Consider the following 21993-nt stretch of genomic DNA (forward strand, 5'->3'; position numbering starts at 1 on the left):
GTGAATCATCGAATCGTTGACTTTGCGGGTACGTCCTCGGGTGGATCTCGGACACGTCAGCCCGTGACGACCAGGCCGACGATCTCATCGTCCGAGAACCAGACCCGTACGTCGGGCCGTCCGCCCGCGAAGGCGGAGTGCACCGCCTGACGGATCTCGGAGGAGGGGTTGTTGAGGTTGCGCCAGTCACCCGCCACGAACAGCCGGAGCCTGGGCGGGAGTTCGCGCGGATACGGCAGCAGCTCGTCCCAGTACCGTTCGGCCTGGCCCGAGCCGACCGCCTCCGGCAGCAGACGGGCGACCGCCGCCTTGATGTCCGGCCGGCTGCCGATCCGCTGGGAGGCGGGCCGGCCCGGCGCGTCCTGCTGCGGGGAGCCGCTGGCCCGCAGCACCGCGCGGGCACGCTCGGGGGACATCGGTTCCTGGGCCGCCGCCTTGAGCATGCCCTGCAGCGCGGCCAGGGCGCCGACCACCACCGGGGAGGCGGAGGAGGTCCCGGAGAACGTGTCCGTGTACCAGCCGATCTCCTCGGCACCGCCCTGCAGATCGCCGGGCCGGTCCCAGAAGCCGCCGGTGGTCGTGACCTCACGGCCCCAGCCCTGTGCGTCCACCCGTGCCCCGTAGTTGGAGAACGCGAGGCGGGAGCGGTCCGGGCCGTGATCGCGGCCGTGCGTGCCGGGCGGTGGTGCGCCCGCGCCGACCAGTACCGCGCCGGAGGACGGGTTGGCGGGGTTGAAGGGGTTGCGCCACCACGCGGGGAACTCGGCGGGGCGCCGTTCGTACACCGCGTCGTCGAGCGACTCGGCGCCGTTGCCCGCGGCTGCCACGACGAGGACGCCCTTGGCGGTCGCGTACCGGATGGCCGCGTAGTTGTCCGGCCACCACTCGATCGCGATGTAACCCTGCTGGTCGTCGCGCTCCTCGAAGTCGAACCGCGGCCCTGGAGCGTGCAGTTCGACCAGGATGATGTCGCCGGGGCCCAGCCGGTCGGCCGCCGCGTGGATCGCGGCGGCCGTGCCCATGCCCTGGAAGGACGCGGCCGCGGTCACCGCGTCCGGCGCGATGCCGGTGATCCCGCGCTCGTCGCGATCGCCGCCGATCACCCCGATGACGGCGGTGCCGTGGTTGCGCCAGGCGAGGTCCGTCAGCGGGGTGCCGACGACCACGCCCGCGAGTTTCGCGGTCAGGTCCTCGTGGCCCAGCTGCCAGGCCCCCTCCACATCGATCACCGTCACGCCCTGGCCCGCACCGCCGGGCCGCTGCCAGGCCCAGTACGCGTCGATGCCCTCGGGCGCCGGCCGTAGATAGCCCTGACGGCTGGTGAAGTCCGGGGTGACCGGCGCGCCTTCCTTCGTCCGCCGGCCGTCGTCCGCGCTCGCCGAGCCGTTCGCGCTGCGCCCGACCGACCCCACCGAAGCGGGTACGGCGCCGGGCTTCACGTAGGCCGTGTCGATCCCCGGCAGCGCGGCGATCCGTGAACGCAGTTCCTGGGCGCGGCTCTCGACGCCGCGCACCCGGTAGAAGAGCGCGAGGTCGGGTCCGTCCCCGCCGCCCGCCGCCGCGGACTGCCGCAGGCGGTCCTCGCCGCCGAACAGCGGCTCCAGGGCGAGCTGTTCGTCACTGAGGAACATGTTGAGGGCCGATACGTCCGTGCCGCCGCCGAGCGGACGCCCTCGGCCGCGGCACGCAACCGGGCCTCGGGGCGTGCGACGACGATCAGCTCCTGCTCGGCTCCCCGGTAGGTGAACCCGGCTCCGTCGGGTCCCGGCCCGGCTGTTCCCGGGCCCTGTGTCGGCTGTACCTGGTCGGTCATCGCGTACCGCTCCTCTCGGTTCGGTCCTGCGGGTGCTGCCATGTCCCGTCCCCGGGCCGCGCCTTCGGGGCACAACCTGGCACGCCCACGGCGACTCGTCCACCCCGTATTCGCCAACTCGGTTTGAAAACAAGTTGAATGGGGAAACCTGTGCAATCCGGCCTGAAACAGATGTCACGCAGCAAACCGGCCAAAGGCTGCGGAGTCGGGGGTCATGTGGTGGGGGGACAGGGGCAGTTGACCGCTGGACCGGTCGACTCCCGCTCCCGCCCGAAAGGGCGCACCGTGAGCCCGAACGGCATCCGCCCGGAGGGCATCACCGTCGGCGGCGGCCGGGCTGAAACTCGACGGCCGGACACCCCGTACGACGGGATCGCCGTCGAACGCCGACGTGAGGTGACCGCAGGGTGCTGAACGCGGGGTGTCTGAACGCGAAGGGGCGGTGCGCCAGGTGCGCACCGCCCCTTCCGTCGGCTCGGCTTCAGCCGGCCCGGTCCGATCCGGCGGCTCAGTCCTCCGAAGAGTCCTCGTCGTCGGTGCCGGTCTCCGGCCGCGGGGACTTCGGAGGCTTCGGACGACCGCCGGGGTTGTCCCGCAGATACGAGGAACTGTCGCTGCCGTCGGCCGTGGCGTGCCCGCCCGGGGCCGGGCCCGCCGGACCGCCGCCGTCGCGCCGCCGCAGATAGCGCTCGAACTCGCGTGCGATCGCCTCACCCGACGCCTCCGGCAGCTCCGCGGTGTCCCGGGCCTCCTCCAGCGTCTGCACGTACTCGGCGACCTCGCTGTCCTCGGCGGCCAGCTGGTCCACGCCCAGCTGCCAGGCCCGCGCGTCCTCGGCCAGCTCGCCCAACGGGATCCGCAGGTCGATCAGGTCCTCCAGACGGTTGAGGAGGGCCAGCGTCGCCTTCGGGTTCGGCGGCTGCGACACATAGTGCGGTACGGCCGCCCACAGCGACACCGCCGGTACGCCCGCGTGCGTGCACGCCTCCTGGAGGATGCCGACGATGCCCGTGGGGCCCTCGTACTTGGTCTCCTCCAGGTCCATCGTGCGGGCCAGGTCCGGGTCGGAGGTGACCCCGCTGACCGGCACCGGACGGGTGTGCGGGGTGTCACCGAGCAGTGCGCCCAGGATCACCACCAGCTCCACGCCCAGCTCGTGTGCGAAGCCCAGCAGTTCGTTGCAGAACGAGCGCCACCGCATCGACGGCTCGATCCCGCGGACCAGCACGAGGTCGCGCGGCTTCTCGCCGCCGACCCGGACCACCGACAGGCGGGTGGTCGGCCAGGTGATCTTGCGGACCCCGCCGTCCAGCCACACCGTGGGACGGTTCACCTGGAAGTCGTAGTAGTCCTCGGCGTCCAGCGCCGCGAACACCTCGCCCTTCCACTCTCTGTCGAGATGCGCGACCGCGGTGGAGGCGGCGTCGCCGGCGTCGTTCCAGCCCTCGAACGCGGCCACCATGACCGGGTCGATCAGCTCGGGAACCCCCTCGAGCTCGATCACCCAGCGCCTCCTTCCGACGTGCCCCTTACGTACGCCCCAACCTTACGGCGTGCGCAGGGGGCCTCCGCAGCCCCCTTGCACGGGGGAGTGAACGGATCACTGCCCCGCCGAGGGGTCGGAAACACTCGTGATCGCCGGCGTGAACCGCCCCCGAGTCATCCGAGCTGTACCTACAGCGTGCTGCGCAGCCACTGCTCCACGCTCGCGATGTGCACCGTGGCCCACGAGCGGGCCGCCTCCGCGTCGCGGTCCCGCAGGGCGGACAGGATCGCCCGGTGCTCGTGCAGGGTGCGGCTGACCGCGTCCTCCTGGGTGAGACCGCGCCAGATCCGGGCCCGGGTGGTGGGCCCGGAGAGACCGTCCAGCAGCGAGCACAGGACCGAGTTCCCGGAGGTCTGCACGATGCCCCGGTGGAACTCCAGGTCGCACGCGACGAGTTCCTCCACCGAGGGGGCGGCGCCCAGCGCGTCCAGCTGGGAGGTGAGGGCCTGCAGTTGCTGCTCGCTGATCCTCGAGGCGGCCATCGCCGTGGCCGCGGGCTCCAGGATCCGGCGGACGGCGAGGAACTCGAGCACCGTGTCGTCCCGGTGGAAGTCGACGACGAAGCTCAGCGCCTCCAGAAGGAGCTGGGGGTCCAGGCTGGTGACGTACGTGCCGTCGCCCTGCCGTACGTCCAGGATGCGGATCAGCGAGAGCGCGCGTACCGCCTCCCGCAGGGAGTTCCGGGACAGGCCGAGGTCGGCGGCGAGCTCGCTCTCCTTGGGGAGCCGGTCGCCGGGGCGCAGTGTGCCGGAGACGATCATGTCCTTGATCTTCTCGATCGCCTCATCGGTGACTGCCATGGCGGACCTCCCTGTCACTCCGGATGTCGCTGAGTCATCCGATGTCTTCGGCCATTATGTGGGGTCACCAGGCCGAACGGACAGAAACGTCGGCGTTTCCCGAGCTCATGTACGGTGTCGCGGACGTTCGGAATATCAGGAGTGCCCGCTATGCCCCAGGAACTGCGCGCCGTCGACTGGACCGGAAACAGCCTCGCGCTCATCGACCAGACCGTGCTGCCGCATCGCACCGAGATCCGCGAGATCCGTGACGTGGACGCGTTGGTCGACGCCATCCAGCGGCTCGTCGTGCGCGGTGCGCCGGCGATCGGGGCGGCGGGGGCGTACGGGGTGGCGCTCGCGCTGTCGCAGGGCGAGCGCGAGGGCTGGTCGGTACAGGAGACGCGGGCGGCGGTGGCCCGCGTCCGTGCGGCGCGTCCGACCGCGGTGAACCTCATGGTGTGCGTCGACCGGGTGATGGCCCGCTTCGACGAGGGACTGGACGCGGTGCTCACGGAGGCCGCGGCCGTCCAGCGCGAGGACGTCGAGGCGAACCGGGCGATGGGGGCGTACGGCGCGGACTGGCTGCTCAAGAGGGTCGCGGTGGACCGGCCGCTGCGGGTGCTCACGCACTGCAACACCGGTGCGCTCGCCACCGCGGGCTGGGGCACGGCCCTCGGCGTCATCCGCGAGCTGCACGCGCGCGGCCTGGTCGAGGTGGTGTACGCCGACGAGACGCGTCCGCTGCTCCAGGGGTCCCGCCTCACCGCCTGGGAACTCGTCCAGGAGGGCATCCCGCACTACGTCCAGGCCGACGGCGCCGCCGCAGGAACGATTCTGCGTGGTGAGGTCGACGCGGCGATCGTCGGCGCCGACCGCATCGCCGCCAACGGCGACACGGCCAACAAGGTGGGCACGGTCGGGGTCGCCCTCGCCTGCGCGGACGCCGGAATCCCGTTCCTGGTGGCCGCCCCCACCACGACGGTCGACCTGACCACGGCCACGGGCGCCGACATCCACATCGAACTCCGCGGCGAGGACGAGGTGCTGGAGTGGTCGGGCATCCGCACGGCTCCCACCGGTTCCCGAGGCCACAACCCGGCATTCGACGTCACCCCGGGCCGCCTGGTGACGGGCCTGGTGACGGAACGCGGGGTGCTGGAGATCTCGGCGGGGGAACTGCCCGGGGATCACCTGAAGTAGCGGGTCGCGGGCCTTGACGACCGCGGCCTGTGTGGTGGGCGAGGCCCCGGACACCTGCCCGGGGACCCCCGCCGCCGGAATCAGCGCTGCGTCAGTTCCAGTTCCAACAGCCACTCCACCACTTCGGTGTGATGGCGGGCCTGGCGCGGGTCCGCGCCCCAGACGTACAGGCCGTGGCCTGCCACGACGACCGCCGGCATGTGGGGGTCGCGGGCCGCTTCCAGGCGGTCGCCCAGGACCTTCATGTCCTGGCTGTTGGCGATGACGGGAAGGGTGACCTCGACGCCGTGGGCGGGCTGGCCGACGCCCTTCAGCATCTCGAGGTCCCGGAACACGATGCCCCCGGGCTCCCGGCGCCCCATGGCCACGGACGCGACGGTGTGGACGTGGACGACGGCCCCCGCACCCGTGAGCGCGGCCACGCGCGCGTGCAGCTCGGCCTCCGCCGACGGCTTCCCGCCCGCGACCGCCGCACCCGAACCGTCCACCACCACCACGTCGGCGGGGGTGAGTTCACCCTTGTCGTGCCCGCTCGCGGTGACCGCGAGCCGCAGCGGATCCCGGCTCAGGACGACGGACAGGTTGCCGGACGTGCCGCGCATCCAGCCGAAGGAGGTGAAGCGGGCCGACTCGGCGGCCAGGATCTCGCCCGCCTCCTGGAGGTCGAGGACTTTCGGCTCGGCGGTCATGTGGTGCTCCTCGCGATGGTGATCTCGTCGAACGTCCCCGCCTGCGGGTGATCGCCGACGCCCTGCTCGTAGTACGGCTCCCCGGGGCGGCGTACGCCCACGGTCCGCCACCCGGCCGCCCGCGCCGCGTCGAGCTCGCCCGGCCGGTCGGAGAGGAAGAGCAGCCGGTCGGGCGCGCTGCCCAGCGCCGCCGCGATCGTCGCGTACGACTCCGGCTCCTGTTTGGGACCCGCGTTCTCCGTGTCGTACAACCCCTCGACGAGCGGCAGCAGATCGCCCTCGGGGCTGGACCGGAACCACGCCCGCTGCGCCGCCACGGACCCCGACGAGTACACGTGCAGCCGTACACCCGCCGCGTGCCACGCGCGCAGCGCCGGGACGACGTCCTCGTAGAAGTGCGAGACGAGGTCCCGGCGTGCGAAACCCTCGGCCCAGATGATGCCCTGGAGGGTCTTGAGCGGGGTGGCCTTGCGGTCCTCGTCGAGCCAGTCGTTCAGGGCCTTCTCGACGCGGGCGGCGTCCGCGTCGGGCTCCGCGATCAGCTCCCGCACCTGCGCCGTCGCCCGCGCCACCGCCGGATCATCGCTCCGCTCCGAGAGCAGTGCTCCGAACCGAGAGCGGGAGTACGGATACAGCACGTCCACGACGAACCCCGTGGCGCTCGTGGTGCCCTCGATGTCGAGCACCACGGCGTCCACGTCGAACCGGAGGGTCACGCCGCGGCCCGGTCCCGCTGGTATCCCGCGTCGATCGTGTCGAAGTCCGGGAAACGGTCCGCGATCCGGTCGCCGGTGAAGTTCCCGACCCAGCCGTCCTCCTCGTGGAAGAACCGGATCGCGGTGAACGACGGCGACGTCCCCATGTCGAACCAGTGCGTCGTGCCGCGCGGCACGCCCAGCAGGTCGCCCTTCTCGCACAGCACGGCGTGCACCTCGCCCCCCACGTGGAGGTAGAAGATCCCGGACCCCGAGACGAAGAAGCGCACCTCGTCATCGTCGTCGTGCGTGTGCTCCTGGAGGAACTTCTCGCGTGCGGCCTTCGCCTTGACGGGGTACTCGGGGTCCTCGCTCGGGTGCAGCCCGAGGACGTCGACCGTGGTGAAGCCCTCCTCCGCGTTGAGCTTCTCGATCTCGGGACCGTACGCGGCGAACACCGTGTCGCTGTCCGCGTCCGCGGGCACGTCCTCGCGGACCGGCCACTGCTCGTAGCGCACACCGATCGGCGCGAGCGCGGCGGCGATCTCGGCGGGGTCGGAGGTGCGGCGCACGAGCGTCTCGGGTCCGGTCTCGGGCCAGGTCGTCAGCAGGGTCATGGAAAGAGCTCCAGAATCTGGAAGTCGTGTCCGGATGCTGGACATGCACCCGGAAGAGGAACGGGAGGGGGCGCCGGAGGTCCGGGGCGGCCGGGCGCGGTGCCCTCCGCGGGCGGATGACGGGTGGGAAATACCTGGTCAGCCGCGACACGCCGCGCCGGTACAGCGTCGTATCGCTGTCGCGCATGATGTCGTCATCGGAGCCTCACTGTCCCGGGTCGGGTGCCGGTACGGAGATCGTAACGCCCGCCGGCCGGCCCGTCGGGTGTGAGCTATTTGTTGTCTCAAGTAGTGAGAATCCGAGTCTTACGCTTTGACGCATGGCCGAAATCGTTCACATGATCTGCCTATGAAGACGCTGCTGCTCGTGCGGCGGCTGTACGTGGACTTGCTCCGGTCGACCACAGCCCGCTGTCGCTGACCTCCATCGGAGCGCCCGACCACGGCCCCGCCCTCAGTCGGTTCCCCGTGAACCCGAGGCGCCCGCCCGTGTGCGATACGCCTGTCGCCCTGGCCTGTTTCCTCCCCGGCGCTCCGGACCGGCACTCCCTCTTCGCCCCGCTCTTTCCTTCCCGCCCTGCTCTGGAGCTCTCGTGTCCCGTACCGCCCGCACCCGCGTCCCCCTCGCCGCACTCTCCCTCGCGTCCGTCTCCGCGCTCTTCCTCGCGGGCTGCTCCCAGTCCTCCAACGCCTCGCAGAGCACCGGCGACCAGGCCGCCTCGGCCTCCGCCGCCACCGGCAAGAAGCCCGCGCCGTTCAGCAAGGGCAACGTGAAGGTGGCCCTGGTCCGGCAGAGCGGCGCCGGCGACTACTTCGAGCAGTGGGGCAACGGAGCCAAGGCGCAGGCCAAGGCCCTCGGCGTCGACCTGACCGTGTACGACGCCCAGGCCGACAACGCCAAGCAGGCCACCGACCTGGCCTCGGCCATCAACTCCGGCGCGCAGGCGATCATCGTCGACCACGGCTTCCCGGCCACGATCCAGCCCGAGATCGACCAGGCGGTGAAGAAGGGCATCAAGGTCGTCGTCTACGACGTCGAGACCACCAACAAGAGCGTCGTCAGCACCGAGCAGGACGACGCGAGCATGGCGCAGGCCGTGCTCGACGTGATGGCGAAGGACCTCGGCAAGAACGCCAAGGTGGGCTACGTCAACGTCGCCGGGTACGCCGCCCTCGACAAGCGCGACAGCGTCTGGAAGAAGACCGCCGAAGCCCACGGCTGGAAGCAGGCGTTCAAGGTCGGCAAGGTCACCGACTCCACCGCCACCGACAACGTTCCCCTGGTGTCCGCCGCGCTCACCCAGAACTCCGACGTGACCGGCGTCTTCGCCCCCTACGACGAGCTCGCCAAGGGCACCGTCCTCGCGGTCCAGAACAAGAAGCTCCAGGGCAAGGTGAAGGTCTTCGGCGCGGACGTCTCCAACGCCGACATCCAGAACATGACCGCCAAGGACAGCCCGTGGGTCGCCACGGCGGGCACCGACCCGTCCGCGGTCGGCGCCGCCGTCGTCCGTACGGCAGCCCTGGAACTGGCCGGTCAGCTGAACACCACCTCGGTCGAGTTCCCGGCCGTCGCCATCACCCAGGACTTCCTGAAGCAGAACAAGATCGAGAACATGGACCAGCTGCGCACGGCGCTGCCCGCGCTGAACCTCTCCAAGGTCAGCACCGCGGACTGGATTCCCAATGTCGCCCACTGACGCACCGGCGGAGGGCACGGCGGTCGCCCTCCGCGACGTCAGCATGGCCTTCGGGGGCAAGACGGTGCTCGCCTCCGTCTCCCTCGACATCGCGCCGGGCAGCGTCGTCGCGCTGCTCGGCGCGAACGGCGCGGGCAAGTCCACGCTCATCAAGATCCTGTCCGGCGTGCACACCGAGCACGGCGGACAGGTGAGCGTGAACGGCGCGCCCGCCGCGCTCCACTCCCCGCTCGCCGCCCGCCAGCTGGGCATCCAGACCGTGCACCAGCGCATCGGCGAGGGCATCGTGCCCGGCCTCTCGGTCGCCGAGAACCTGGTCTTCGAGGAGCTGGCCCAGACACGCGGCAACCCGTTCCTGGGCGGACGCAGGATGCTGGCCCGCGCCCGCGAGATCCAGTCCGCCCTGGACCTCGGCTGGAGCGACGCCGTGCTCAAGCGGGACGTCACCGAACTCGGCATCTCCGACCGCCAGCTGCTGATCCTGGCGCGCGCCCTCGCGACCCGCCCACGCCTCCTCGTCCTCGACGAGCCGACCTCCGCGCTCTCCGCCGCCGAGGCGGAGCGCCTGTTCGCGCTCGTCGAACGGATGCGGTCCGAGGGCATCGCGGTGCTGTACGTCTCCCACCGCCTCGGTGAGATCGACGCGCTCGCCGACCGCCTGGTCGTCCTGCGGGACGGCCGTCTCACCGAGGACCAGGTCAAGCCCTTCGACTGGGACAGCGCCCTGCGCGCCATGCTCGCCCAGGCCCAGGAGGCGACCACCGCACGGCCGCAGCACACGGGCGAGCACGGCGAGGTCGTCCTCTCCCTGCGCGGCGTCCCGCTCCTCGCGGGCCACCCGCCCCAGGACCTCGACCTGCGCACCGGCGAAGTCACCGGCGTCGTCGGGCTGCTGGGCGCGGGCAAGACCGAACTGGCCCGCGGCCTCTTCGGCGCCGAACCCTTCACCGGGGGAGCCGTGGAGCTGGACGGGAAGCCCTACGAGCCGCGCCGCCCGGCCGACGCCATCCGCAGCGGCGTACACCTGGTCCCGGAGGACCGGCACACGGACGCGCTGATCCCCGGCTGGTCGGTGGCCCAGAACATCTCCCTGCCGTTCCTCAGGTCCCTCTCCACCGTGGGACTCGTGAGCCGGTCCAAGGAGGACGCGCTCGGCCGCGCCACCATCGAGCAGCTCGGCGTCGTCACCCGGGACGAACACAGCACCGTCGAGGAGCTGTCCGGCGGCAACCAGCAGAAGGTCGTCGTCGGCCGCTGGCTCGCCGAGAACCCCCGTGTCCTCATCCTGGACGAGCCGTTCCGAGGCGTGGACATCGGAGCCCGTCGTGACATCGGCCGCCGCGCCCGCGCCCTGGCCGCCGAAGGGGCCGCCGTCCTCGTCCTGTCCGCCGACGTCGACGAGATCCTCGAGATCGCCGACCGGGTCGTCGTCCTCGCCGCGGGCGAGATCCGCCTCGACGCGTACGGGCAAGACGCGGAGCGCGACCGCGTGATCCAGACCATCTCGGCGTCCGTCTGATGCCCGGCACACCAGGAAGTACGCCATGACCACCACCCAGAGCACCCCCGTGCGCGCGGCGACCCCGTCCGCGCCCGCCGTCGGCCACCGGATCCAGAACGCCGTCATCAAGTACGGCTTCATCTTCGTCACCGTCACGCTCTTCGCGTACTTCGCGATCAGCGAGCCGTCCTTCCGCGACTCGGCGACGCTCCTCGACACCCTCCGGTACGTCTCCGTCGCCGCCATCCTGGGCCTCGGCGTCACACTCACCATGGCCGTCGGCGGAATGGACATGTCCGTCGGCTCGGTCGCCGGCCTCGGCGTCACGGTCGCCGCGAAGACGATGGTCAGCTACAACCAGGTCGGCATGGTCGCGATCCTCGCGGTCGTCGCGGCGGGCGCGCTCGTGGGCCTTCTCAACGCCCTCCTGATCGTCGTCCTGAAGATCCCCGACCTGCTGGCCACGCTCGGCACCCTGTTCGTGATCCAGGGCACCAAACTCGTCCTGGTCGACGGGCAGTCCATCACCCCCGGTATGACCCAGTCCGACGGCACCACCGCGCCCGGCAGGTTCACCGAGGGCTTCCTGCGCATCGACCGGGGCACGATCCTCGGCATCCCCATCTCGGTCCTGATCTTCGGCGCGCTGACGGTGATCGCCTGGGTGTTCCTGGCCCGCACCCGCTGGGGTCGCGTGCTGTACGCGATCGGCGCCAACCCCGAGGCCTCCCGCCTGGCCGGCATCCGCGTCGGCGCGTACCGGGCACTGGCGTACGTCCTCTCCGGCGTCCTCGCGTCGACCGGCGGACTGATCCTGGCGTCCCGCATCGGCCAGGGCGACGTCTCGGCCGGCACCTCCCAGCTGCTGGAGGCGATCGCGGTGGCGCTGGTCGGCACCTCGGTCCTCGGCCTGGGCCGCCCGAACGTCTGGGGCACGGCCCTGGGTGCCGTCCTGATCGGGATCATCACCACCGGGCTGACCATCAAGGGTCTCCCGTACTACACGCAGGACGTCGTCGAGGGCGCGGTCCTCATCCTCGCCCTGGTCTTCAGCTTCACCCTGTCCAAGCGCCGCACCGCATAAGGGAGTTACGAGTCGATGGGCTACCGCATCCTGGAGACCGAGGACGTCGCCGGCTACCTGCGAGAGCGCGGCCACTGGGGCGCCGACGAGCCGGAGGTCCGTGAGGTCTCCGACGGCAACATGAACCGCGTCTTCCTCGCCACCGCCACCGACGGCACCCGGGGCCTCGCCGTCAAGCAGGCCCTGCCCTGGGTACGGGTCGCGGGCCCCTCCTGGCCGATGAGCCCCGAGCGCGCCGACGCCGAGGCCCGCGCCTACGAGCAGGTCGCCAAGGTCGCCCCGGACAAGATCCCGGCGATCCACGGCTACGACTCCGACAACTACGTCCTCGTCATGGAGGACATGTCCGATCTCGAGGTGCTGCGCACGGTCCTCAACGAGGGCGGCTCCTACGGCCCGGACACCTCCCGCCGCGTCGGCGAGTTCGTCGCCCAGCTCTCCTTCGCCACCAGCGACTTCGGCATGCCCTCCGCCGAACGCAAGGCGCTGATCGCGGCCTCCGTCAGCCCCGAGCTGTGCAAGATCACCGAGGATGTCGTCCTCTCGGAGCCGTACCTCGAGCACGAGCACAACCACTGGCACCCCGGCCTTGACGACCTCGCCGGGGCCTTCCGCTCCGACCCGCGGCTGCGCACCGAGGTCGCCGAACTGCGCCACCTCTTCATGACCGGCGCGCAGGTCCTGCTCCATGGCGATCTGCACACCGGCAGCATCATGGTCGGAACACGCGAGGGCGCCCCGGTGGTACGGGTCTTCGACCCCGAGTTCTCCTTCGTCGGGCCGATCGGTTTCGACCTCGGCCTGTACTGGGCGAACACGCTCGTCTCGGCGGCCCGCGCGGACGCGCTCGGCATCGAGGGCGACCACGGCGACCAACTCCGTCTCTCCTGGGACGCGTTCAGGGCCGAGTTCCGCCGCCTGTGGCCGACCCGTGTCGACACCTTCTTCGACGACGCCTTCCTCGACCGCTTCCTGGACCGCGTGTGGACCGACTCCCTGGGCTTCGCCGGCGCGGAGATCGTCCGCCGCGTCATCGGCTTCGCCCACCTCACCGACCTGACGACCCTGCCGGACCCGGTGCCCGCGTCCCGGCGAGCACTGCTCCTCGGGCGTGAGCTGATCGTCCGCCGCGCGGAGCTGACCTCACCCGAGGATGTCGAGGCACTCCTGCGCTGACGGGCCGTCGGCCGACCGTCGTAGTAGGCGTCCGACCGCCGCGGCACACCCCGCCGTCCATCGCTGTGGCGGCGCATGCGGAAGGGCGGCTCCCCCCGTGGGAGCCGCCCCTCAGAACCGGCCTACTTCTTGTCGAGCAGGTCCTGCACCTTGGCGCGGACCTCGTCCGTGGCAAGCCCGCGGATCGTCAGCGTCGTACGGCGGCGCAGTACGTCGTCCGTCGTCTCGGCCCACTCGTGGTCGCGGGCCCACACGACCTGCGCCCAGATCTCCGGGGCGTCCGGATGGACGCGCGCGCCGAGCTCCGGGTTCTCGTTCGCCAGGCGCGCGATGTCGAAGGCCAGCGAACCGTAGTGCGTCGCCAGGTGCTTGGCGGTGTCGGCGCCCATGCGGGGGCCGGGTGCCGGGCCGTCGGTGAGCAGACGGTGGGCGACCGCGCGCGGGTTGGCGACACCCGGCAGCGGCAGCTTCTTCGGCAGCTCGGAGATCGGCTCGAAGTCCTCGCCCAGCGGGTGGCCCGGCAGCGACTCCAGCTTCTTCATGACCGTACGGCCGATGTGCCGGAAGGTGGTCCACTTGCCGCCCGCGACGGACAGCATCCCGCCCCGGCCTTCCGTGACGACCGTCTCGCGCTTGGCCTTCGAGGTGTCGCCGGGGCCGCCCGGCAGCACGCGCAGACCGGCGAAGGAGTACGTGATCAGATCGCGGGAGAGCTGCTGGTCGCGGATGGAGAACGCGGCCTCGTCCAGGATCTGGGCTATGTCCCTCTCGTTGACCGAGACGTCCGCCGGGTCGCCGTCGTACTCCTCGTCGGTGGTGCCGAGCAGCAGCATGTCCTCCCAGGGGAGGGCGAAGGTGATGCGGTACTTGTCGATCGGGGTGGCGAGCGCGGCCTTCCAGGGGGAGGTGCGCTTGAGGACCAGGTGCGCGCCCTTGGACAGGCGGATGGAGGGCGCCGCGTTCGGGTCCTCCAGCTTGCGCAGGTGGTCGACCCAGGGGCCGGTGGCGTTGAGGACGAGGCGCGCGTTGACCCCGAACTCCGCGCCGTTCGTGCCGTCCTTGAGGTCCGCGCCGGTGACCCGGCCCTTGGTGAAGCGCAGGCCGGTCACCTCCGCGTGGTTGAGCACGACCGCGCCCGCCTCGACGGCCGCGCGGACCGTCATCAGCGCCATGCGCGCGTCGTTCATCTGGTCGTCGCCGTACACGGCCACGGCCTTGAGGTTCTCGGTGCGCAGCTCCGGCACGTCCTGCTGCGCCTTGGCCGGCGAGAGCAGGTGGCCGACGCCGTCACCGAACGCCGACAGCGCGGAGTAGGCGAAGACGCCCGCTCCGAGCTTCGCCGCGCCGTGCGGCCCGCCCTTGTACACGGGGAGGTAGAACGTGAGCGGGTTCGCCAGGTGGGGGGCCACCTGGCGGGAGACCGCACGGCGCTCGAAGTGGTTCTCCGCCACCAGCTTCACCGCGCCGGTCTGCAGGTAGCGCAGACCGCCGTGGAGGAGCTTGGAGGAGGCGGAGGAGGTGGCGCCGGCGAAGTCGCCGGCGTCGACCAGAGCCACCCGCAGACCGGACTGCGCGGCGTGCCAGGCGGTGGAGATGCCCAGGATGCCGCCGCCGATCACGAGAAGGTCGTACGTCGCCTTGGAGAGCTGCTCCCGGGTCTCGGCGCGACTCGGGTTGGAGCCGGAGGCCGGGTGCGTACCGAGGGCAGGCACGGACTGCAGGGTGGACTGACTGGTCATTGCGGGTTCTTACTCCTCGTCAGTTCTCGTCCTCGAGCCAGCCCATGGTCCGGTCGACGGCCTTGAGCCAGCTCTTGTACTCACGGTCGCGGGTCTCCGCTTCCATGTTCGGGGTCCATTCCGCGGCCCGGCGCCAGTTGGCGCGCAGGTCATCGGTGTTGGTCCAGAAGCCGACGGCGAGGCCGGCGGCGTAGGCGGCGCCGAGGCAGGTGGTCTCGGCGACCATCGGGCGCACCACGGGGGCGTCCAGGACGTCGGCCAGGGTCTGCATCAGCAGGTTGTTGGAGGTCATGCCGCCGTCGACCTTGAGGGCCGTGAGCTCGACGCCGGAGTCCTTCGTCATGGCGTCGCTGACGTCACGGGTCTGCCAGGCCGTGGCCTCCAGGACGGCGCGCGCGATGTGCGCCTTGGTGACGTACCGGGTCAGACCGGCGATCACACCGCGGGCGTCGGGACGCCAGTACGGGGCGAACAGACCGGAGAAGGCCGGCACGAAGTAGGCGCCGCCGTTGTCCTCGACCGAGGACGCGAGGGTCTCGATCTCGGCGGCGGACTTGATCAGGCCCATCTGGTCGCGCATCCACTGCACCAGCGAACCGGTGACGGCGATGGAGCCCTCGAGGGCGTAGACCGGAGCCTGGTCGCCGATGCGGTAGCCGACCGTGGTCAGCAGGCCCGAGTACGAGTTGATGATCTTGTCACCGGTGTTCATCAGCATGAACGTGCCGGTGCCGTACGTGGACTTGGCCTCACCCTCGGAGAAGCAGGTCTGGCCGAACAGGGCCGCCTGCTGGTCGCCGAGCGCGGAGGCGACCGGGATGCCGCCGAGCAGCTCGCCGAGCGGGCCGCCGGTGACCTCGCCGTAGACCTCGGCGGAGGAGCGGATCTCCGGCAGCATCGCCAGCGGGACGCCGATGGACTCGGCGATCTTCTCGTCCCATGCCAGGGTGTGCAGGTTCATCAGCATGGTGCGGGAGGCGTTGGTGACGTCGGTGACGTGGTGACCGCCGTTCGCACCGCCCGTCAGGTTCCAGATGACCCAGGTGTCCATGGTGCCGAAGAGGATGTCCCCGGCCTCGGCGCGCTCGCGCAGGCCCTCGACGTTGTCGAGCAGCCAGCGGGCCTTGGGGCCGGCGAAGTAGGACGCGAGCGGCAGGCCGGTCTCGCGCCGGAAGCGGTCCTGGCCGACATTGCGGCCGAGCTCCTTGCAGAGCGCGTCGGTGCGGGTGTCCTGCCAGACGATGGCGTTGTGGACGGGCTCACCGGTGTTCTTGTCCCACAGCACGGTGGTCTCGCGCTGGTTGGTGATGCCGATGGCCTTGATGTCGTCGCGGGTGATGCCGCCCTTCTCGATGGCCCCCGCCACGACTTCCTGGACGTTGGTCCAGATCTCGGCGGCGTTGTGCTCGACCCAGCCCGGCTTCGGGAAGATCTGCTCGTGCTCCTTCTGGTCGACGGAGACGATGCGTCCGTCGCGGTCGAAGACGATGCAGCGGCTGGAGGTGGTGCCCTGGTCGATCGCGGCGATGAAGGGGCCGGCGGTGTGTGCGTCGGTCACGGTGTGCTCCTGAAGGTTCCGTATGAAAGGGGCTGGCTCACGGCGTGGTGCTTATGGCCTGACGGCGTATTGCTTACGGCTCGGAAAACCTTGCGGTTCAAGGAGGGCCCGAGGCCCGAAGGCCTCGGGGCTCTAAGCAAAGGCGACGTTGTAGAGGCCGGCGGCGATCGCGCCGCCGATCAGCGGACCGACGACCGGAACCCAGGCGTAGCTCCAGTCGGAGCCGCCCTTGTTCGGCAGGGGGAGCAGCGCGTGCACGATGCGCGGACCGAGGTCACGGGCCGGGTTGATCGCGTAGCCGGTGGGGCCACCGAGGGAGAGACCGATGGAGACGACCACGAGCGCGGTGATCAGGGCGCCCAGGGGGCCGAGGCCATTGCCCTTGTCGTTGAGACCCTGCGTGAGGACCGCGAGCACCAGCACGACGGTGGCGATGATCTCCGTGGCGAGGTTCTGCACCGCGTTGCGGATCTCGGGGCCGGTGGAGAAGATGCCGAGCACGGGGCCCGCGCCCTTCTCCTCCGCCTCGACCGCCTTGGTGGCCTTGCTCTCGGGAGCGCCGACGATCTCGGGGTCGGTCAGGTGCGCGTGGAACTGTCCGTAGTACACGACCCAGACCAGCGTGGCGCCGATCATCGCGCCGAGCAGCTGGCCGCCCCAGTACACCGGCAGGTTGTTCCACCCGCCGTCCTTGATGGTCAGCGCCAGCGTCACGGCCGGGTTCAGGTGGGCGCCGGACAGCGGCGCGGACGTGTAGACCGCCGTGAGCACCGCGAAGCCCCACCCGAAGGCGATGGCGAGCCAGCCGGCGTTCCTGGCCTTCGAGGCCTTCAGTGTGACGGCGGCGCAGACGCCACCGCCGAGCAGGATGAGTATGGCGGTACCTATGGTCTCGCCGATGAAGATGTCGGAGCTGGACACCCGCGACTCCTTTGTCCTTCGTCCAGGGGAAGGCGAACCCCGGGTCCCTCCGGTGGTTCGCGCCCTCAGGGGGTGAGAGCGATGTCGGCCCATGGCGTTGTCACACTCTAACTCGTATTGCCGGTAGGTGTTCGACAATGCCGACCGATGGACGGGAGTCTTGCTCCGGTGTTACCAGCTCGTCAAGGGTTCCGTTATCGAAAACACGATCGTTATTGATCGCCGTGAGTTATCGATCTTGAGAGGGTCGAGCGGCACGCGCGCGCACACGAAAAAGCCGGTACGTCGAACACGTACCGGCCTGCTTGTCGTACGGGGGTCGGATCGTCCTCCGGGGGGCGTCAGAACCGCCCGGCTCCCAGGTCCCGGGAGACCGCGCGGGCGCAGTCGCGTACCGCCGCGATCAGCTCGGGGCGCAGTTCGCCGTCCCGGCAGATCCGCTCCACGGCCCCCGCGATGCCCACAGCGCCCACCGGCATGCGCCGCCGGTTGTGGATGGGTGCCGCGACCGAGGCGACGCCCGTCCACGTCTCCTCGACGTCGTCGGCGTACCCGCGTGCGCGGGTCAGGTCGAGGACCCCCTCGAACTGCTCCGGTTCGACCGTCGTGCGGGGCGTGAACGTCTTCCGCTCCGCCTCCAGGACCTCGCTGTGCGCCACCGGGTCGTAGGCCGACAGGACCTTGCCCAGGGCCGTGGAGTGCAGCGGCTGCATGGCCCCGACCTCCAGCACCTGGCGGCTGTCGTCGGGCCGGAACACGTGGTGCACGATCAGTACGCCCTGCTGGTGCAGCACGCCCAGGTAGACGCTCTCGCCGCTCGAGCGGGCCAGGTCGTCGGTCCACACCAGCGCCCGCGCGCGCAGCTCGTGCACGTCGAGATACGTGGTGCCGAGCCGCAGCAGCTCGGCGCCCAGCTGATAGCGCCCCGAGACGCTGTCCTGTTCGACGAAGCCCTCCTGCTGGAGGGTGCGCAGTATGCCGTGGGCCGTCCCCTTGGCCAGGCCCAGCGACGAGGCGATGTCGGACAGGCCGAGCTGCCGCTCGCCGCCCGCGAGCAGCCGCAGCATCGCCGCCGCCCGTTCGAGCGACTGGATGTTCCGTGCCATCGCCGTGCTGCCTCCGTCCCCTTCGACCGACGGCGTGCGACTGCGCCACCGCCGTTCGGCAATGTCGAACACTACCGTTCGTTGCCGAGCTCCCGCTAATGGGTCGCCGCAACATGTATCGGTCTGTCTTAACACCCAGGGCGCACACGCCACGCCCGTCCGCCCCGTGGACGCCCCTGACCCCGTGACGGTGCTCGGGCTACCCTGACGGCGTGCGCCTTCCTTGGGAAGCGCAAAGCCGACAGCCGTCGCACTTCAGGGAGCACCTTCATGGCTTCGTTGCCGAACCCGTCCCTTTCGTCCGAGCTTGCCGAGAACCGGGCCCGCATCGCCGCCCTCCGCGAGGCGCTCGCCGAGCGTGTCGTGGTGGCCGACGGCGCGATGGGCACGATGCTGCAGGCGCAGGACCCGACGCTCGAGGACTTCGAGAACCTCGAGGGCTGCAACGAGATTCTGAACCTCACCCGCCCCGACATCGTCCGTTCCGTCCACGAGGCCTACTTCGAGGTGGGCGTGGACTGCGTGGAGACGAACACCTTCGGCGCCAACCACTCGGCCATGGCCGAGTACGAGATCTCCGACCGCGTGTACGAGCTGTCCGAGGCGGGCGCCCGCATCGCCCGCGAGGTGGCCGACGAGTTCGGCGGCCGTGACGGGCGTCAGCGCTGGGTGCTGGGCTCCATCGGCCCCGGTACGAAGCTGCCGACCCTCGGTCACATCGGCTTCCACGCGCTGCGCGACGGCTTCCAGGCGAACGCCGAGGGCCTGATCGTCGGCGGCGCGGACGCCCTGATCGTCGAGACCACCCAGGACCTGCTCCAGACCAAGTCGTCCATCCTCGGCGCCCGCCGGGCCCTGGACGCGCTCGGGGCCGACCTGCCGCTGCTGGTCTCCCTCGCCTTCGAGACGACCGGCACGATGCTGCTGGGCTCGGAGATCGGCGCCGCGCTGACCGCGCTGGAGCCGCTGGGCATCGACATGATCGGCCTGAACTGCTCCACCGGCCCGGCCGAGATGAGCGAGCACCTGCGCTATCTCGCCCGCCACTCCCGCATCCCGCTGCTGTGCATGCCGAACGCCGGGCTGCCCATCCTCACCAAGGACGGGGCGTACTTCCCGCTGACCCCGCCCGAGATGGCGGACGCGCAGGAGACCTTCGTCCAGCAGTACGGCCTGTCCCTGGTCGGCGGCTGCTGCGGCAGCACCCCCGAGCATCTGCGCCAGGTCGTCGAGCGCGTGCGCGGGATGTCCCCGGCCGAGCGGAGCCCCCAGCCGGAGCCCGGCGCCGCCTCCCTCTACCAGACCGTCCCGTTCCGCCAGGACACCGCGTACATGGCGATCGGCGAGCGCACCAACGCCAACGGCTCGAAGAAGTTCCGCGAGGCCATGCTGGAGGCCCGCTGGGACGACTGTGTGGAGATGGCCCGCGACCAGATCCGTGAGGGCGCCCACATGCTCGACCTGTGCGTCGACTACGTCGGCCGGGACGGCGTCGCGGACATGCGGGAACTCGCCGGACGCTTCGCCACCGCCTCCACGCTGCCCATCGTCCTGGACTCCACCGAGGTCGACGTGTTGCGCGCCGGCCTGGAGAAGCTCGGCGGCCGGGCCGTCATCAACTCCGTCAACTACGAGGACGGCGACGGCCCCGAGTCCCGCTTCGCGAAGGTCACCCGGCTGGCGCGGGAGCACGGCGCGGCGCTGATCGCGCTGACCATCGACGAGGAGGGCCAGGCCCGTACCGTCGAGACCAAGGTCGCCATCGCCGAACGGCTCATCGAGGACCTGACAACAAACTGGGGCATCCACGAGTCCGACATCCTCATCGACGCCCTGACCTTCACCATCTGCACGGGGCAGGAGGAGTCCCGCAAGGACGGCATCGCCACCATCGAGGCGATCCGCGAGCTCAAGCGCCGCCGTCCGGACGTGCAGACCACGCTGGGCCTGTCGAACATCTCCTTCGGCCTCAACCCGGCCGCCCGCATCCTGCTCAACTCGGTCTTCCTCGAGGAGTGCGTCAAGGCGGGCCTGGACTCGGCGATCGTGCACGCGTCGAAGATCCTGCCCATCGCCCGCTTCACCGAGGAAGAGGTCCAGACGGCCCTGGACCTGATCCACGACCGCCGCGCCGAGGGCTACGACCCCCTGCAGAAGCTGATGGCGCTGTTCGAGGGCGCCACCACCAAGTCCCTCAAGGCGGGCAAGGCCGAGGAACTGGCCGCGCTGCCCCTGGACGAGCGCCTCAAGCGGCGCATCATCGACGGCGAGAAGAACGGCCTGGAAGCCGACCTCGCCGAAGCCCTCCAGACCCGGCCCGCCCTCGACATCGTCAACGAGACGCTGCTCGACGGCATGAAGGTGGTCGGCGAGCTGTTCGGCTCCGGCCAGATGCAACTGCCGTTCGTGCTCCAGTCCGCCGAGGTCATGAAGACCGCGGTGGCCTACCTCGAACCGCACATGGAGAAGTCGGACGCCGAGGGCAAGGGCACCATCGTGCTGGCCACCGTGCGCGGCGACGTGCACGACATCGGCAAGAACCTCGTCGACATCATCCTGTCCAACAACGGCTACAACGTCGTCAACCTCGGCATCAAGCAGCCGGTCTCCGCGATCCTGGACGCCGCCGAGGAACACCGGGCCGACGTCATCGGCATGTCCGGCCTGCTGGTCAAGTCCACGGTGATCATGAAGGAGAACCTGGAGGAGCTCAACCAGCGCGGGCTGTCCGCCGACTACCCGGTCATCCTCGGCGGCGCGGCCCTGACCAGGGCGTACGTCGAACAGGACCTGTACGAGATCTACGAGGGCGAGGTCCGCTACGCCCGCGACGCGTTCGAGGGCCTGCGCCTGATGGACGCGCTCATCGGGGTCAAGCGGGGCGTGCCCGGGGCCGTGCTGCCGGAACTGAAGCAGCGCCGGGTGCGGGCCACCGCCGCCCAGACCGTCGTCGAGGAACGTCCGGAGGAGGGGCACATCCGCTCCGACGTCGCCGTCGACAACCCCGTGCCCACCCCGCCCTTCTGGGGCACCCGCGTCATCAAGGGCATCCAGCTCAAGGAGTACGCCTCCTGGCTGGACGAGGGCGCGCTGTTCAAGGGGCAGTGGGGCCTCAAGCAGGCCCGCGCGGGCGACGGACCGACGTACGAGGAACTCGTCGAGACCGAGGGCCGGCCCCGGCTGCGCGGTCTGCTGGACAGGCTGCAGACCGACAACCTGCTCGAAGCGGCCGTGGTCTACGGCTACTTCCCGTGCGTGTCCAAGGACGACGACCTGATCCTGCTGGACGAGCAGGGCAACGAGCGCACCCGCTTCACCTTCCCGCGCCAGCGCCGCGGACGGCGGCTGTGCCTGGCCGACTTCTTCCGTCCCGAGGAGTCCGGCGAGACGGATGTCGTCGGCCTCCAGGTCGTCACCGTCGGCTCCCGGATCGGCGAGGAGACCGCCAAGCTCTTCGAGTCCAACTCCTACCGCGACTACCTCGAACTGCACGGTCTGTCCGTGCAGTTGGCGGAGGCCCTCGCCGAGTACTGGCACGCCCGCGTTCGTTCGGAGCTCGGCTTCGCCGGGGAGGACCCGGCGGCCGTCGAGGACATGTTCGCCCTCAAGTACCGCGGCGCCCGCTTCTCCCTCGGCTACGGCGCCTGCCCCGACCTGGAGGACCGCGCCAAGATCGCCGAACTCCTGGAGCCGGAGCGCATCGGCGTCCACCTCTCGGAGGAGTTCCAGCTGCACCCCGAGCAGTCCACGGACGCGATCGTGATCCACCACCCGGAGGCGAAGTACTTCAACGCGAGGTGACCCGGCGCGGTACGCCGGAGTGAGGTGACCCGGCGCACCCCACAACTGACAGGCGTTTCAGCCGA

General features: G+C 70.6%; 17 protein-coding genes. 7 read left to right on the top strand and 10 right to left on the bottom strand.

The annotated features are described in order from the left end of the window. Window positions 1-56: 56 nt before the first annotated feature. Window positions 57-1631, bottom strand: coding sequence for a S8 family peptidase (locus OG568_RS38620; protein WP_329534891.1), 1575 nt, complete (start codon window positions 1629-1631; stop codon window positions 57-59). Window positions 1632-2098: 467 nt separating this feature from the next. On the opposite strand from OG568_RS38620, the gene OG568_RS38625 reads away from it, so the two are divergent. After that, window positions 2099-2227 (top strand): hypothetical protein, encoded by a 129-nt coding sequence (locus OG568_RS38625; RefSeq protein ID WP_329534892.1) that lies wholly within the window; start codon window positions 2099-2101, stop codon window positions 2225-2227. Window positions 2228-2321: 94 nt separating this feature from the next. Here OG568_RS38625 and OG568_RS38630 read toward each other — a convergent pair whose 3' ends face one another. Both OG568_RS38630 and OG568_RS38635 read right to left on the bottom strand, forming a co-directional pair. Beyond that, window positions 2322-3317 (bottom strand): PAC2 family protein, encoded by a 996-nt coding sequence (locus OG568_RS38630; RefSeq protein ID WP_266415891.1) that lies wholly within the window; start codon window positions 3315-3317, stop codon window positions 2322-2324. 170 nt (window positions 3318-3487) lie between these two features. After that, entirely contained in the window at window positions 3488-4159 is a 672-nt protein-coding gene (locus OG568_RS38635; protein WP_266415893.1) for a FadR/GntR family transcriptional regulator, read from the bottom strand. A 150-nt stretch (window positions 4160-4309) separates the two neighbouring features. Between OG568_RS38635 and mtnA the strand changes: the two genes are divergently transcribed. Next, a complete protein-coding gene (gene mtnA / locus OG568_RS38640) occupies window positions 4310-5341 on the top strand; it encodes an S-methyl-5-thioribose-1-phosphate isomerase (protein ID WP_329534893.1) in 1032 nt (343 codons plus the stop codon). An 80-nt stretch (window positions 5342-5421) separates the two neighbouring features. Here mtnA and mtnB read toward each other — a convergent pair whose 3' ends face one another. Genes mtnB through OG568_RS38655 form a run of 3 tightly spaced genes read right to left on the bottom strand, consistent with a single transcriptional unit; the run spans window position 5422 to window position 7342 of the window. Further along, window positions 5422-6030, bottom strand: a complete 609-nt coding sequence (gene mtnB / locus OG568_RS38645; RefSeq protein ID WP_266415897.1) for a methylthioribulose 1-phosphate dehydratase — start codon at window positions 6028-6030, stop codon at window positions 5422-5424. Next, window positions 6027-6746, bottom strand: a complete 720-nt coding sequence (mtnC, locus tag OG568_RS38650; protein ID WP_329534894.1) for an acireductone synthase — start codon at window positions 6744-6746, stop codon at window positions 6027-6029. The genes mtnB and mtnC overlap by 4 nt, the downstream gene beginning before the upstream one ends. Then, window positions 6743-7342, bottom strand: coding sequence for a 1,2-dihydroxy-3-keto-5-methylthiopentene dioxygenase (locus OG568_RS38655; RefSeq protein WP_266651311.1), 600 nt, complete (start codon window positions 7340-7342; stop codon window positions 6743-6745). The genes mtnC and OG568_RS38655 overlap by 4 nt, the downstream gene beginning before the upstream one ends. A gap of 593 nt (window positions 7343-7935) precedes the next feature. On the opposite strand from OG568_RS38655, the gene OG568_RS38660 reads away from it, so the two are divergent. The 4 genes from OG568_RS38660 to mtnK are packed head-to-tail and all read left to right on the top strand — an operon-like array spanning window position 7936 to window position 12803. After that, window positions 7936-9042, top strand: a complete 1107-nt coding sequence (locus OG568_RS38660) for a substrate-binding domain-containing protein (protein ID WP_329534895.1) — start codon at window positions 7936-7938, stop codon at window positions 9040-9042. Then, window positions 9029-10561, top strand: coding sequence for a sugar ABC transporter ATP-binding protein (locus tag OG568_RS38665; RefSeq protein WP_329534896.1), 1533 nt, complete (start codon window positions 9029-9031; stop codon window positions 10559-10561). Before OG568_RS38660 ends, OG568_RS38665 begins: the two co-directional genes overlap by 14 nt. Window positions 10562-10586: 25 nt before the next feature. Continuing rightward, window positions 10587-11627, top strand: coding sequence for an ABC transporter permease (locus tag OG568_RS38670; protein WP_329534897.1), 1041 nt, complete (start codon window positions 10587-10589; stop codon window positions 11625-11627). A gap of 15 nt (window positions 11628-11642) precedes the next feature. Further along, window positions 11643-12803, top strand: coding sequence for an S-methyl-5-thioribose kinase (mtnK, locus tag OG568_RS38675; RefSeq protein ID WP_329534898.1), 1161 nt, complete (start codon window positions 11643-11645; stop codon window positions 12801-12803). Between the two features lie 122 nt (window positions 12804-12925). Here mtnK and OG568_RS38680 read toward each other — a convergent pair whose 3' ends face one another. The 4 genes from OG568_RS38680 to OG568_RS38695 all read right to left on the bottom strand — a co-directional run bounded on the left by OG568_RS38680 (window position 12926) and on the right by OG568_RS38695 (window position 18127). Beyond that, the gene (locus OG568_RS38680) at window positions 12926-14542 is read right to left on the bottom strand and encodes a glycerol-3-phosphate dehydrogenase/oxidase (RefSeq protein WP_266581328.1); all 1617 of its coding nucleotides are present in this window, start codon (window positions 14540-14542) and stop codon (window positions 12926-12928) included. A 19-nt stretch (window positions 14543-14561) separates the two neighbouring features. Further along, window positions 14562-16100, bottom strand: a complete 1539-nt coding sequence (gene glpK / locus OG568_RS38685) for a glycerol kinase GlpK (RefSeq protein WP_266581326.1) — start codon at window positions 16098-16100, stop codon at window positions 14562-14564. Between the two features lie 132 nt (window positions 16101-16232). After that, window positions 16233-17021, bottom strand: a complete 789-nt coding sequence (locus OG568_RS38690) for an MIP/aquaporin family protein (protein WP_266415916.1) — start codon at window positions 17019-17021, stop codon at window positions 16233-16235. A gap of 341 nt (window positions 17022-17362) precedes the next feature. Next, entirely contained in the window at window positions 17363-18127 is a 765-nt protein-coding gene (locus OG568_RS38695; protein ID WP_266415919.1) for an IclR family transcriptional regulator, read from the bottom strand. Between the two features lie 270 nt (window positions 18128-18397). On the opposite strand from OG568_RS38695, the gene metH reads away from it, so the two are divergent. Continuing rightward, on the top strand, window positions 18398-21928 hold the full coding sequence (gene metH / locus OG568_RS38700; protein ID WP_329534899.1) for a methionine synthase: 3531 nt from the start codon (window positions 18398-18400) through the stop codon (window positions 21926-21928). Window positions 21929-21993 lie beyond the last annotated feature (65 nt).

This window comes from Streptomyces sp. NBC_01450, from assembly GCF_036227505.1.
Lineage (GTDB): Bacteria > Actinomycetota > Actinomycetes > Streptomycetales > Streptomycetaceae > Streptomyces.

Excerpts from the sequence above, each read along its gene's own strand:
- mtnB (WP_266415897.1), bottom strand. The coding sequence starts at position 6,030 with ATGACCGCCGAGCCGAAAGTCCTCGACCTCCAGGAGGCGGGCGAGATC.
- OG568_RS38695 (WP_266415919.1), bottom strand. The coding sequence starts at position 18,127 with ATGGCACGGAACATCCAGTCGCTCGAACGGGCGGCGGCGATGCTGCGG.
- OG568_RS38665 (WP_329534896.1), top strand. The coding sequence starts at position 9,029 with ATGTCGCCCACTGACGCACCGGCGGAGGGCACGGCGGTCGCCCTCCGC.
- metH (WP_329534899.1), top strand. The coding sequence starts at position 18,398 with ATGGCTTCGTTGCCGAACCCGTCCCTTTCGTCCGAGCTTGCCGAGAAC.
- OG568_RS38680 (WP_266581328.1), bottom strand. The coding sequence starts at position 14,542 with ATGACCAGTCAGTCCACCCTGCAGTCCGTGCCTGCCCTCGGTACGCAC.
- OG568_RS38620 (WP_329534891.1), bottom strand. The coding sequence starts at position 1,631 with ATGTTCCTCAGTGACGAACAGCTCGCCCTGGAGCCGCTGTTCGGCGGC.
- mtnA (WP_329534893.1), top strand. The coding sequence starts at position 4,310 with ATGCCCCAGGAACTGCGCGCCGTCGACTGGACCGGAAACAGCCTCGCG.
- OG568_RS38670 (WP_329534897.1), top strand. The coding sequence starts at position 10,587 with ATGACCACCACCCAGAGCACCCCCGTGCGCGCGGCGACCCCGTCCGCG.
- OG568_RS38655 (WP_266651311.1), bottom strand. The coding sequence starts at position 7,342 with ATGACCCTGCTGACGACCTGGCCCGAGACCGGACCCGAGACGCTCGTG.
- mtnK (WP_329534898.1), top strand. The coding sequence starts at position 11,643 with ATGGGCTACCGCATCCTGGAGACCGAGGACGTCGCCGGCTACCTGCGA.
- OG568_RS38635 (WP_266415893.1), bottom strand. The coding sequence starts at position 4,159 with ATGGCAGTCACCGATGAGGCGATCGAGAAGATCAAGGACATGATCGTC.